The sequence below is a fragment of the Micromonospora sp. WMMD714 genome (assembly GCF_029581315.1).
In the GTDB taxonomy this organism is placed as follows: domain Bacteria; phylum Actinomycetota; class Actinomycetes; order Mycobacteriales; family Micromonosporaceae; genus Micromonospora; species Micromonospora rifamycinica.
The window spans coordinates 2,792,626-2,804,948 of sequence record NZ_CP120744.1 but is presented as its reverse complement, the minus strand read 5'-3'; the positions used below and the strand labels follow the sequence as shown (position 1 = coordinate 2,804,948).

The window sequence follows — 12,323 nt, the reverse complement described above, 5'->3', positions numbered from 1 at the left end:
CGATCCCGGCGTCGATCAAGGAGTTATGGTGGGCTTTTCAGGTACTTTTAGACCGTTTTGCGCTCCCCACAACTTCATGATCGACAGGGCGGGTCACGGGCGGAGGAGGGTGGATACTTGGGTGGTGATGAGGGAGGGGCGGTGGTAGAGGTCCCGGGCGGTGAAGTGGCGCATGCGCCAGCCTTGGGCCGCCAGCCAGTTCATCCGGGCACGGTCGTGGTTGAGACGGTCGCGGTCGAGGTGGGACAGCCCGTCGTACTCGATGCCGACGCGTGATCGCCGGTACCCGAGGTCCAAGCGGTAACGCCGGAAGCCGTCGTCATCCGACACCCAGATCTGTGGCTCCGGTGCCGGCAGCCCACCGTCGATCAGGACGAGCCGGAGTTGGCTCTCCTGCCGGCACTCCGACCTGGGATCGGCGAGCCGTACCAGTTGCCGCGCCTGCTCGACACCCCGCAACCGCGTGTGTCGGGCAAGCTCGGCAGTCAACTCCTCGGGACGACAAGCGCCCACCCGCAGGCACAGGTCGAGCAGTGGCAACGCGTCCAGCCTGGCGACCGTCCTGGCCAGGTCCACCGCGCACCGGTCCGCGGGAGCGCACGGCAGACCGGCCAGCAAAACCGGCTCAGGTACGGCAAGCACCGCCTGGTGCACCACGACGCCCCGGATCTGCGGCACCCTCCCCCCGGCGGGCACGATCACGTGGAGATCCTCGCTGGGCACGGCACCGAACCCGTGCAGTCGAGCACCCGAGTGGAAGCCGACGACCGCCCCCGGAAGCCGACGCAGAAGCGCCTGCCACCGGACGCCCTCCTCACCCACCACCCCACCGACACCACCCGGACCCCGGCTGCTCCGCGCCACCCGGACACTCCCCGCCGCCCAGGCACTCCCCGTCACCCCGACACCGCTCGCCGCCCAGACACTCCCCGCCACCCCGGCACTCCCCGACCCACCGACACCACCCGGACCCCGGCTGCTCCCCGCCACCCGGACGCCCCCCGACCCACCTATTTCCAGTGCGCCGGCCTCTCCCGGCCCGTAGACACCCCGCGACCACCGGCGCAGTTCCCCCTCACCGACCGCCCGCCGAACCTCCTCCCGGCTCCATCCGGCCGACAACAACTCCGAGTACCGCAACAGCCGCCCCGCCACAGTCACCTACCCTGCCCACCACCCAACCTCCCCACCACCCCCTGTGGACAACCTCCCCGCCCACCTCCCCCACCCCCTGTGGACACCCCCGCCCCGCCCCCCACCCCACCCCGTCCCCCCACCCGCCCACCCCACCTGCCGATCATGGAGTTGTGGTGCCCCGCGAAAGCCACGAAAGATCACCAATCACCCACCACAACTCCATGATCGACGGGGAGGGCGGGCGGGGAGGGCGGGCGGGGAGGGCGGGCGGGGAGGGCGGGCGGGGAGGGCGGGCGGGGAGGGCGGGCGGGGAGGGCGGGCGGGGAGGACAGGGGGTTAGCGTTCTTCTAATCCCCAGGGGGAGCCGTAGTCGGTGAGCAGGTCGAGGAAGGGGCGCGGGGGCAGGGCCTCCGGGCCGAGCACGCCGACGCCGGACCAGACGCCGGTGGCGAGGAGTTCCAGGGCCACCACCGGGTTGACCGCGGTCTGCCAGACCACCGCCTGGTGGCCGTACTCCCGCATCGACCACTCGTTGTCGACCACGTGGTAGAGATAGACCCGGCGGGGCCGTCCGTCCGGGCCGGTGCCGGTGACGTACGTGCCGGCGCAGGTCTTGCCGCGCATCCGGTCGCCGAGGGTGGCCGGGTCGGGCAGGCTGGCGGCCACCACGTCGCGGGGAGAGACCTGCACGCCGCGCACCGACACCGGGGTGGTCGAGTCGAGACCGACCTTGTGCAGCGCCCTCAGCACCTCGATGAACTCGTCGCCGAGGCCGTACTTGAAGGTGACCCGCCGGGCCTTGACCCAGCGCGGGATCAGCAGCACCTCCTCGTGTTCGACGTTGACGCACTCCACCGGGCCGATACCGGCCGGGAAGTCGAACACCTCCGGTTCGCTGAACGGTTCGGTGGTGTACCAGCCACGGTCCCGTTCCCAGATCACCGGCGGGTTGAGGCACTCCTCGATGGTGGTCCAGATGGAGAACGACGGGGCGAAGTCGTACCCGTCGACGGTGAGGTTCGCCCCGTCCCGGATGCCGATCTCGTCGATCTCGGTGAACAGCTCGTCGGCGGCGTACCGGGCGAACACGTCGGACAGGCCCGGCTCGATGCCGATGCCGCACAGCGCCAGCCGGCCGGCGTCCACCCAGGCGGAGGCGGCGGCGAACTGCTCGTCACCGAGCTTCACCCCGGTCTGGGTGTAGGGCCGCGCCGGGTGCGGGTGGGACAGCGACATCGCCATGTCCAGGTAGTCGACCCCGGCGGCGAACGCCCCGTCGAAGATCGGCATGACGAAGCGCGGGTCGACCGCGTTGAGCACGTGGGTGATCCGGTGCTCCCGGCAGAGCGCGGCGACCGCGTCCGCCGAGGAGGCGTCGAGTCGGGCGGCGACGAACCGGCCACCGTGTCCGGCGACGGCCCGCTCGGCCCGGGTCAGGTCGTAGTCGGCGACGACGACGGTGGCGAAGAAGGACCGGCGGGCGGCGATGGCGACGGCGGCGGAGCCGACCCCGCCGGCGCCGACGAGCAGGATACGCATCAGGAATCGAACCCCAAACCAAGACGATCGAGCGTACGGAACCAGTGCTGACGCCGGTCGTCGTGCGCGTACGCGTCGGCGCGGACCGGCGACCAGCGGGTGAGGTGGATGTCGGCGGCCGGACGGGGAGGATCGGGGCGGTGGTGCACATACCGGCCGGGCGTCGCCTCGACGAGCGCCCGGCCGGTATGCGGGAGGTTCACGACAGGCCTGTCGCCCGTCGACCGGTCACGTCGGCGACCGGGAGCGCGGCCCGTCGGGACCGTCGACCGCGCAGCATGCTCAGCCCGACGAGCAGCAGGGCGATGCCGAACATCGCCGTGCCGATCACGTTGACCTGCGGCGGGATGCCCCGCTGGGTGGCACCCCAGACGTACATCGGGAAGGTGACGGTGGTGCCGGCGTTGAAGTTCGTCACGATGAAGTCGTCGAAGCTCAGCGAGAAGGCGAGCAGCGCGGCGGCCACGATGCCGGGCAGCACCAGCGGCAGGGTGATCCGCCGGAACGTCTGCCACTCGCTGGCGTAGAGGTCCATCGCGGCCTCCTCCAGCCGCCGGTCCATGCCGGCGAGCCGGGCCTTGACCGTCACCACCACGAACGACACGCAGAACATCACGTGCGCGATGACGATGGTCCAGAAGCCCTGCGGCACCCCGGCCGAGACGAACAGGGCGAGCAGCGAGGTGCCCATCACCAGTTCCGGCGTCGCCATCGGCAGGAAGATCAGCAGGTTGACCCCGCTGCGCCCCCGGAACCGGTGCCGGACCAGGGCGAACGCCATCAGAGTGCCGATCAGGGTGGCCCCGACGGTGGCGATGAACCCGATCTGCACGCTGCGGACCACCGCGTCGCACATCTCGGGGGTGGCGCAGGGCTGTCGCCAGTTTTCCAGGGTGAACTCGTTGAAGTCGTAGGACAGCCGGCTGGACGGGCGGTTGAGGGACAGCCCGGCGACCACGGCGATCGGCAGGAACAGGTAGCCGAGCACCAGCAGGGCGACGATCATCACCCACCGGTCGGCCAACCACCGCGACATCCTCATCGGGGCCTGCCTCCGCTCACGACTGCGGGGCTCCGCTGCGCTGCGCTCCTCGCGCTCACAGCAGCCCACCTCCGCTCACGACTGCGGGGCTCCGCTGCGCTGCACTCCTCGCGCTCACAGCACCTCCTCCGTGCCGGATCTGCGCAGGTAGACGAAGACGACCGCGAGGATCGCGGCCATCAGCAGGAACGACAGGGCGGCACCCTGCGGGTAGTCCAACCGGACCAGGAACGCCGAGTCGATCACGTTGCCGATCATGTACTCGTTGGGGGTGCCGAGCAGTTCGGCGTTGATGTAGTCGCCGGTCGCCGGGATGAAGAAGAGCAGGGTGCCGGCGGTCAGTCCGGGCATCGACAGCGGCAGGGTGACCTTCCGGAAGGTGTGCAGCGGGCTGGCGTACAGGTCGCTGGCCGCCTCCAGCAGCCGGTAGTCGAGCCGCTCCAGGCTCGCGTACAACGGCAGGACCAGGAACGGCAGGAAGTTGTACGTCAACCCGAGCACCACCGCGACCGGGGTGGCGAGCAGTCGCCCGTCCGGGCCGAGCAGGTGCACGTCCCGCAGCAGCCCGACCAGCGCGCCATTGTCCGACAGGATGGTCTTCCAGGCCAGGGTGCGTACCAGGAAGCTGGTGAACATCGGGGCGACCACGCAGACCAGCAGCAGGTTCTTCCACCGGCCGGCCTTCTGCGCGATCGCGTACGCCAGCGGGTAGCCCAGCAGCAGCGCCAGCAGCAGCGCCGCCCCGGCGTAGCCGAACGACCGGGCGAACTGCGGCCAGTACGCCTGCACCGCCTCCGGATAGTTGCCGAACGCCCAGGTCAGCGCGTACCCGGTGGAGAGCGAGCCGGCCGGGTCGTAGAGGCTGGCGGCGGCGAGCTGGAGCAGTGGCACGGCGAAGAACAGCAGCAGCCAGGCCGCCCCCGGCACCAGCAGCAGGTACGGCAGCAGCCGGTGCCGGCCGGGCCGGGCCGGTGGCGGCGAGGCGACCGACGGGGCCCCGCCGCCCAACTGCGCCAGTGCGGTCACGACGGTGCCCCGACCGGCTCGCCGAGCAGCGGGGTGGTCCGGTCGTCCTGGCCCGGCTCACGGGGCAGCAGGAAGGCGTGCCGGGGATCCCAGTGCGCCACCACTGACGCGCCGACCGGCCGCTGCCCGACCAGACCGCTGTTCGCCGTGAACGCGGACAGTTCACTGCCCCATCCGGTCCGCACCAGGTACTGGGTGCTCACCCCCACGTACGACGCGTCGGTGACCACCCCGTCGACGTGCTGGTGGCCGGTGGGCACCTGGTCGGCGGTGTCGACCAGGTGCAGCTTCTCGGGACGTACCCCAAGGTAGACCGGACCCCGGTCGGTGCGGGCCCGGTCGACGGGCACCGAGAAGCGCACGCCGCGCGCGGTGACCGGCACCTCGGACCCGGCCGGGCCGGCGGCGTCGGCGGCGAGCAGGTTGGACTGGCCGAGGAAGTTCGCCACGAACGCGGTGGCCGGGTACTCGTAGAGTTCGGCCGGTGGGCCGAGCTGTTCGATCCGGCCGGCGTTCATCACCGCGACCGTGTCGGCCATCGTCATGGCCTCCTCCTGGTCGTGGGTGACGTGCACGAAGGTGATGCCGACCTCGGTCTGGATCCGCTTCAGCTCGACCTGCATCCGTCGGCGCAGCTTCAGGTCGAGCGCGCCGAGCGGCTCGTCGAGCAGCAGCACCTGCGGGTGGTTGATCAGGGCGCGGGCCAGCGCGACCCGCTGCTGCTGGCCGCCGGAGAGCTGGGCCGGGCGACGCCGTTCGTAGCCGTCGAGCTGGACCAGCGACAGCATCCGGCGGACCTGGTCGCCGACCTTGCGGATGCCGCGCCGCCGCAGCCCGAAGGCCACGTTCTCGGCGATGTCCAGGTGCGGGAAGAGCGCGTAGCTCTGGAAGACCGTGTTGACCGGCCGCTGGTACGGCCGCAGCCGGGCGATGTCCCGGTCGCCCAGGAGCACCTGGCCCGCGGTGGGTTCCTCCAGCCCGGCGATCATCCGCAGGGTGGTCGTCTTGCCACAGCCGGACGCCCCGAGCAGGGCGAAGAAGGAGCCCTGCGGGACGGTCAGGCTGAGGTCGTCGACGGCGGTGAAGACGCCGAACCGCTTGGTCAGGTGGGCCAGCCGCAGGTCACCGGCCGGTGCCTCGTTCGCCATCCCGGTCACGCCCCGATGACCTGCTGGAACTTCGACTCGTACTCCTTCTCCTGTTTCTCGTCCAGGGCCATGAAGACCTTCGACTTCGCCAGCAGGGCGTCGTCCGGGAAGATCAGCGGGTTGGCGGCCAGCTCCGGGTCGATCTTCTCCATCTCGGCCTGCGCGCCCTTGACCGGGCAGATGTAGTTGACGTAGGCGGCCAGCTTGGCGGCCACCGCCGGCTGGTAGTAGTAGTCGATCAGCGCTTCGGCGTTGGCCCGGTGGGTGGCCTTGTTCGGCACCAGCATGTTGTCGCTGAACAGCATCACCCCGGAGTCCGGCGCGACGAACTTGACCTTGGGGTTGTCGCCGGCCAACTGGATCACGTCGCCGGACCAGCCGATGCACGCCGCGATGTCCCCCTTGGCCAGGTCGGGGGCGTAGTCGTTGCCGGTGAACCGGCGGATCTGCTTGGACTCGACGGCCTTGCGCAGCTTGTTGAGCGCGTCGTCGAACTGCGCGGCGGTGAACTTCGCCGGGTCGTGCCCGTTCGAGGAGAGCAGCAGGCCCATGGTGTCCCGCATCTCCGACAGAGCGGTCACCTTGCCCTTGAGGTCGGCACGGGTGAGCAGCTCGTCGACCGTCCGGAGCTCCCCGGTGACGCTGCCGTTGTAGGCCAGCCCGGCGAGGCCGGACTGCCACGGCACGGCGATCCGGTCCTCCGGGTCGAAGGAGCGCCCGCGCAGCGACGACAGCAGGTTGGCCGCCACGTTCGGCACCTTGGCCGGGTCGAGTTTCTGGATCCAGCCGAGCCGGATCATCCGGGCGGCCATCCAGTCGGTGAGGACGATGATGTCCCGCCCGGTGCTCTGACAGCCGGCCAGTTGGTTCTGCACCTTGCCGAAGAACTCGTTGTTGTCGTTGATGTCCTCGGTGTAGGTCACCTTGATGCCGTTGGCGGCCACGAACGCGTCGAGGCTGGGGCGCTTCGCGGCGTCCTTCTCGTCCACGTCCATGTACTGCGGCCAGTTGGAGAAGGCGAGGGTCTTCTCCGTGGCCGACAGGTCGTCGCTCTTGCAGCCGTCCTCGGTCTGGGTCGCGGCCTTCGTGCCGCAGCCGGCGAGGCTGCCGCCCGCGGTGAGCAGGGCGGCCGATCCGAGGGTGCCGGTGAGCAGTCCACGCCGGGTGAGGGGCCGGAGGGGAGTACGCATGTGACGACTCCTAGGGGGTCGTCCGTCGGCGGCGGGGACGGGGGTGCGGCGCCGGCGGGAGGGGTCGGGTGCCTGAGACGACCGATCCTGACATGAGGTGACCAGCCCCACAAGGGATTCCGTTGCCGCAATAACCTCTGACGACGAATTACGCCAGACTGCGCCATAGCACTAGGCTCGGCTGGGGAACCGACATGGGGAGCGGTCGATGACGATCCGACAGCAGGAGAACGGCACCGGCGGCCGACGCGTCGCGGTGCGCGACGGTGCCAGCCACGCGCTGTTGGACGACGTGGCGAAACAGATCATCGAGCAGCTCCAGGAGGACGGCCGCCGGCCGTACGCGACCATCGGCAAGGCGGTCGGGCTCTCCGAGGCGGCCGTCCGCCAGCGGGTGCAGCGGCTGCTCGACGCCGGGGTGATGCAGATCGTCGCGGTGACCGACCCGCTCCAGCTCGGCTTCCCCCGGCAGGCCATGATCGGCCTACGCACCGACGGCGACCTGGAGGCCGTCGCCGACCGGCTGGCCGGCTTCGACGAGATCGACTACGTGGTGATCACCGCCGGCTCGTTCGACCTGCTCGCCGAGGTGGTCTGCCGCAACGACGCCCACCTGCTGGAGATCCTGCAGCGGCTGCGCTCGGTGCCCGGGGTGCTCGCCACCGAGGCGTTCGTCTATCTCAAGCTGCGCAAACAGACCTACACCTGGGGTACGGCCTGAGCCCACCCACCGTGGCCCACTCCCCGGCACTCAGCGGGCGGCGACGAAGGCCCGCCAGGCGTCGGGGCTGAAGCTCAACGTGCCGCCAGCCCGGTCCTTGCTGTCCCGCACCAGCACCCGACCCGGCACATTGTCCGCCACCTCGACACAGTCACCGCCGTTACTGCTGCTCCGAGTGGCCGTGCGCCAGCGGGGCTCGATCACGTCCACGGCAGCGGCACTCACTTCTGGGCGGCGACGAAGGCACGCCAGGCCTCGGGGGCGAAGCTCAGCGTGCCGCCGACCCGGTCCTTGCTGTCCCGCACCAGTACCCGGCCGGACAGATTGTCCGCCACCTCGACACAGTCGCCACCGTTGTTGCTGCTGCGGCTGGCGGTCCGCCAGCGGGGCTCGATCACGTCCATGTCTCCACCGCTTCCCGGATCAGCTCGTGCGACCGACGAGCGGGCAGCGCCTCGCCGGCCACGCTCTCCCACCTTCTGCCCAGGCTAGCAACGTCGGCGCTCTCGGTCACCATCTCGCCACGGAGTTGATTGTCCAGATAGGCCACCTCGCTGCCGTCGAGCAGCCGCGCCAGCATGAACGGCCCGGCCAGACCGGTGTGCCAGGGGCCACCGAGCGGAATCACCCGCACCTGCACGTGTTCCCGCCCGGCGACGGCCGCCAAGTGGGCCACCTGTCCGGCCATGGTCACGCGATCGCCGACCAGTCGGTGGAGCACCGCCTCGTCGATCACGAAAACCAACTGGGCTGGAGGGTCGCGGTCGAGCAGGACCTGTCGCTCCAACCGTCCGCCCACCAGTTGCGCAACCTCGTCAGACGGGAGCAGGCCACCGGTCCCCAACACCGCTCGGGCGTACCTCTCGGTCTGGAGCAGGCCCGGCACGAGCAGTGACTGGTACGAACGGATCGAGGTGGCGTCCTGCTCCAGCTCTGCCCACGGGCGGAACCAGGGCAGGTCGCGGCGACGGTAGGGCTCGGGCCAGAGTTCGGCGGGTTCCCGACCGAGAATTCCGGCGACCGCCACCCGGGTACGCGGATGGGGCACCCGCCCCGAGCTGAGCCACCGCCCGGCCGTCTTCGGATCCACCCCCACCCGCTGCGCCAGCGATTCCGCGGTTTCCCCACGTTCCGCCATCGCCACCCGAAGCACCTCGTTCACCGGCAGCCCCTCTCGCCCGACCGACACGCTCCGGCGCACCATAACGACAGTGCGTGTCGGCGTCCGCCCGTCATCGGCGTGTCGGCGCGGGACCTGTGCCAAGGGTCCGCAAGGTGCCCCGGAAGGTCCGCGAAGTGCCCCGGAAGTGCACCGGACACCCCACCCGGCACCGTCCGGTCGCTCGACGTCAGACCGCCGCCCCACGCCCTTCCGCAATCGGGCCGAAGGAGAGGCGGCCGGGCGGCTCGCCAGGCATACGGATTCCGTTGCGTTCTGCCGGGGGTCACGCTGATTCCGTCGCGCTCAACCGGAATGACGCTTGCATTTCGCGGCCGGACTGTGGGATAACCGTGGGCAGAGCGGCCGGTGTGTCACCCCTGACCGGCCCGAGACCGATGGGGCTGACATGGCCGACGCCACCGACCACCTCTGGATGCACTTCACCCGGATGGCCAGCTACGCCACCGGCGAGGTGCCCACCATCGTGCGCGGTGAGGGCACGTACGTCTGGGACGCGCAGGGTCGCCGCTACCTGGACGGGCTCGCCGGGCTGTTCGTCGTCAACGCCGGGCACGGGCGCACCGAGCTGGCCGAGGCCGCCGCGAAGCAGGCCGGCGAGCTGGCGTACTTCCCGCTCTGGTCGTACGCCCACCCGAAGGCCGTCGAGCTGGCCGAGCGGATCGCCTCGCTGACGCCCGGCGACCTGAACCGGGTCTTCTTCACCACCGGCGGCTCGGAGGCCGTCGAGACGGCGTGGAAGCTCGCCCGTGCCTACTTCAAGCGCACCGGCAGGCCCACCAAGCACAAGGTGGTCAGCCGGTACCTCGCCTATCACGGCACCTCGATGGGCGCCCTGTCGATCACCGGACTGCCCGGCATCAAGACGGACTTCGAGCCGTTGGTGCCCGGCGGGATCAAGGTGCCGAACACCAACTTCTACCGGGCTCCCGAGCACGGCGACTCGCCCGAGGCGTTCGGCGTCTGGGCCGCCGACGAGATCCGCCGGGCCATCGAGCGGGAGGGGCCGGACACGGTCGCGGCGGTGTTCCTGGAGCCGTTGCAGAACTCCGGCGGCTGCTTCCCGCCGCCGCCCGGTTACTTCCAGCGGGTACGCGAGATCTGCGACGCGTACGACGTGCTGCTCGTCTCCGACGAGGTGATCTGCTCGTGGGGCCGGCTCGGCGAGTACTTCGGCGCCGTCCGGTACGGCTACCAGCCCGACATCATCACCACCGCCAAGGGCATCACCTCCGGCTACGCCCCGCTCGGCGCGATGATCGCCAGCGACCGGCTGATGGAGCCGTTCCTCACCGAGACCGGCATGTTCGCCCACGGGGTGACCTTCGGCGGGCACCCGGTCTCCTGCGCGGTGGCCCTGGCCAACCTGGAGGTGTTCGCCCGGGAGGACCTGATCGGCCACGTCCGGGCCAACGAGGACGCCTTCCGGTCCACCCTGGAGAAGCTCACCGACCTGCCGATCGTCGGCGACGTCCGGGGCGACGGCTACTTCTACGGCATCGAGCTGGTCAAGGACAAGACGACGAAGGCCACCTTCGACGAGGCCGAGTCGGAGCGGCTGCTGCGCGGCTTCCTGTCGTCGGCGCTCTTCGCCGCCGGGCTCTACTGCCGGGCCGACGACCGGGGCGACCCGGTGGTCCAGCTCGCCCCGCCGCTGATCGCCGAGCAGGAACAGTTCGACGAGATGGAGCAGATCCTGCGCGCCGTACTCACCGAGGCATGGTCCCGCCTGTGACCGCCCCCGGCCGGTAACCGCCCCGGCCGCCGCCGGTCCGGGGGACGGCTCGCCCGGACCGGCGGCGCTCGGACCGGCCCTTCCCGCCCCGCCGGCCCGGCCGGCGCCGTTGCTGCGGAGCCCGCAATGCGCTACCAGGAGCTGTCCCACTGGCTGTCCACGGTGGACGATCCGTTGACCCCGCTCCCGGCCCTGCCCGGTGACGCCGACGCCGACGTGGTGATCGTCGGTGCCGGCTACACCGGGCTGTGGACGGCGTACTACCTCGCGGTGGCCGATCCGACGCTGCGGATCGTCGTGCTGGAGGCGGAGATCGCCGGGTACGGCGCGTCCGGGCGCAACGGTGGCTGGTGCTCGGCGCTGCTGCCCACCTCGCTGCCGGCGCTGGCCCGCCGGCACGGCCGAGCGCAGGCGCTGGCCATGCAACGGGCCATGCGGGACACGGTGACCGAGGTGGGCCGGGTGGCCGCCACCGAGGGGATCGACTGCGACTGGCAGCACGGCGGGACGGTGCTGCTGGCCCGTACCGACGTCCAGCTCGGGCGGGCCCGCGCCGCCGTCGACGAGGCCCGCGACCACGGCCTCGACCCCGACGACCTGGTCCTGCTCGACGCCGCCGGGGCCGCCGCCCGGTGCGCCGCCGAGGGGGTACGCGGTGGCACGTACACCCCACACTGCGCCGCCGTGCACCCGGCGAAGCTGGTCCGTGGCCTGGCCCGCGCGGTGCGACGGCACGGGGTGACCCTGTACGAGCGCTCCCCGGTCACCGCGATCCGGCCCGGCGCGGCGGTCACCCCGCACGGGACGGTACGGGCGGCGGTGGTGGTCCGGGCCACCGAGGCGTACACGCCGATGCTGCCCGGCCACCGCCGGACCGTCGTCCCGGTCTACTCGCTGATGGTCGCCACCGAACCGCTGTCCGAGGCCACCTGGCAGCGGATCGGGCTGGCCGACCGGGAGACCTTCTCCGACTACCGGCACCTCATCGTGTACGGCCAGCGCACGGGGGACGGCAGGCTGGCCTTCGGCGGGCGCGGTGCCCCGTACCACTTCGGATCGCGGGTCTCCCCCGACCACGACCGGGAGCCACGGGTCTTCGCCGCACTCCGCCGTACGCTGGGGGAACTCTTCCCGGTACTCGGGCCGGACGTGCCGGTCGCCCGGGCCTGGGGCGGCCCGCTCGGGGTGGCCCGGGACTGGTCCGCCTCGGTCGGACTGGACCGGTCGTCCGGGTTGGGCTGGGCCGGCGGCTACGTCGGCGACGGGGTGGGGACGAGCAACCTCGCCGGCCGTACCCTGGCCGACCTGATCCGGGGCGTGGAGTCGGAGCTGACCGCCCTCCCCTGGGTCGGCCACCGCTCCCCCCGCTGGGAGCCGGAACCGCTGCGCTGGTTGGCGATCAACGCCGGCCTGCGGGTGATGTCCTCGGCGGACGGAGCCGAACACCGCACCGGCCGCCCCGCCCGCCGCGCCACCACCTTCGCCCACCTCCTGGGCCACTGAACCCCTGATCCCTGATCCCCTCCCCGGCTCCCTCCCACCCCCGCCAACCCCCGCTGACGCCCGTGACCAGCCGGCCCCCGCTGACGCCGCTGACCCGGTGAG

13 protein-coding genes are annotated in these 12,323 nt (G+C 71.3%); 3 read left to right on the top strand and 10 right to left on the bottom strand.

Going from position 1 to position 12,323, the window contains the following annotated elements:
- Positions 1-93: 93 nt before the first annotated feature.
- The 7 genes from O7625_RS12590 to O7625_RS12560 all read right to left on the bottom strand — a co-directional run bounded on the left by O7625_RS12590 (position 94) and on the right by O7625_RS12560 (position 7,082).
- On the bottom strand, positions 94-864 hold the full coding sequence (locus O7625_RS12590) for a DUF559 domain-containing protein (protein WP_282346017.1): 771 nt from the start codon (positions 862-864) through the stop codon (positions 94-96).
- 609 nt (positions 865-1,473) lie between these two features.
- Positions 1,474-2,676, bottom strand: coding sequence for a saccharopine dehydrogenase C-terminal domain-containing protein (locus tag O7625_RS12585; protein ID WP_282346015.1), 1,203 nt, complete (start codon positions 2,674-2,676; stop codon positions 1,474-1,476).
- Positions 2,676-2,879: a hypothetical protein gene (locus O7625_RS12580; protein ID WP_067315264.1), complete on the bottom strand. Its 204-nt coding sequence runs from the start codon at positions 2,877-2,879 to the stop codon at positions 2,676-2,678. Before O7625_RS12580 ends, O7625_RS12585 begins: the two co-directional genes overlap by 1 nt.
- Positions 2,876-3,718: an ABC transporter permease gene (locus O7625_RS12575; RefSeq protein WP_282346014.1), complete on the bottom strand. Its 843-nt coding sequence runs from the start codon at positions 3,716-3,718 to the stop codon at positions 2,876-2,878. Before O7625_RS12575 ends, O7625_RS12580 begins: the two co-directional genes overlap by 4 nt.
- A gap of 114 nt (positions 3,719-3,832) precedes the next feature.
- The gene (locus tag O7625_RS12570; RefSeq protein ID WP_282346012.1) at positions 3,833-4,744 is read right to left on the bottom strand and encodes an ABC transporter permease; all 912 of its coding nucleotides are present in this window, start codon (positions 4,742-4,744) and stop codon (positions 3,833-3,835) included.
- Positions 4,741-5,892 carry an ABC transporter ATP-binding protein gene (locus tag O7625_RS12565; protein WP_282346010.1) on the bottom strand — a complete coding sequence of 384 codons (1,152 nt, stop codon included), beginning with the start codon at positions 5,890-5,892 and terminating at the stop codon, positions 4,741-4,743. The genes O7625_RS12570 and O7625_RS12565 overlap by 4 nt, the downstream gene beginning before the upstream one ends.
- A 5-nt stretch (positions 5,893-5,897) precedes the next feature.
- Complete coding sequence (locus tag O7625_RS12560) at positions 5,898-7,082, bottom strand: spermidine/putrescine ABC transporter substrate-binding protein (protein WP_282346009.1); 1,185 nt, start codon at positions 7,080-7,082, stop codon at positions 5,898-5,900.
- 208 nt (positions 7,083-7,290) lie between these two features.
- Here O7625_RS12560 and O7625_RS12555 point away from each other — a divergent pair, with 208 nt between their 5' ends.
- Complete coding sequence (locus O7625_RS12555) at positions 7,291-7,803, top strand: Lrp/AsnC family transcriptional regulator (RefSeq protein WP_282346008.1); 513 nt, start codon at positions 7,291-7,293, stop codon at positions 7,801-7,803.
- 30 nt (positions 7,804-7,833) lie between these two features.
- Here O7625_RS12555 and O7625_RS12550 read toward each other — a convergent pair whose 3' ends face one another.
- Genes O7625_RS12550 through O7625_RS12540 form a run of 3 tightly spaced genes read right to left on the bottom strand, consistent with a single transcriptional unit; the run spans position 7,834 to position 8,965 of the window.
- The gene (locus O7625_RS12550) at positions 7,834-8,013 is read right to left on the bottom strand and encodes a DUF397 domain-containing protein (protein WP_282346007.1); all 180 of its coding nucleotides are present in this window, start codon (positions 8,011-8,013) and stop codon (positions 7,834-7,836) included.
- A gap of 11 nt (positions 8,014-8,024) precedes the next feature.
- The gene (locus O7625_RS12545) at positions 8,025-8,207 is read right to left on the bottom strand and encodes a DUF397 domain-containing protein (protein WP_282346006.1); all 183 of its coding nucleotides are present in this window, start codon (positions 8,205-8,207) and stop codon (positions 8,025-8,027) included.
- Positions 8,198-8,965 (bottom strand): helix-turn-helix transcriptional regulator, encoded by a 768-nt coding sequence (locus tag O7625_RS12540; protein ID WP_282346005.1) that lies wholly within the window; start codon positions 8,963-8,965, stop codon positions 8,198-8,200. The genes O7625_RS12545 and O7625_RS12540 overlap by 10 nt, the downstream gene beginning before the upstream one ends.
- A 406-nt stretch (positions 8,966-9,371) precedes the next feature.
- On the opposite strand from O7625_RS12540, the gene O7625_RS12535 reads away from it, so the two are divergent.
- Together O7625_RS12535 and O7625_RS12530 are read left to right on the top strand one after the other, a co-directional pair.
- On the top strand, positions 9,372-10,718 hold the full coding sequence (locus O7625_RS12535) for an aspartate aminotransferase family protein (protein ID WP_282346004.1): 1,347 nt from the start codon (positions 9,372-9,374) through the stop codon (positions 10,716-10,718).
- Between the two features lie 126 nt (positions 10,719-10,844).
- Positions 10,845-12,221: an FAD-dependent oxidoreductase gene (locus O7625_RS12530; RefSeq protein WP_282346003.1), complete on the top strand. Its 1,377-nt coding sequence runs from the start codon at positions 10,845-10,847 to the stop codon at positions 12,219-12,221.
- Positions 12,222-12,323: the final 102 nt, after the last annotated feature.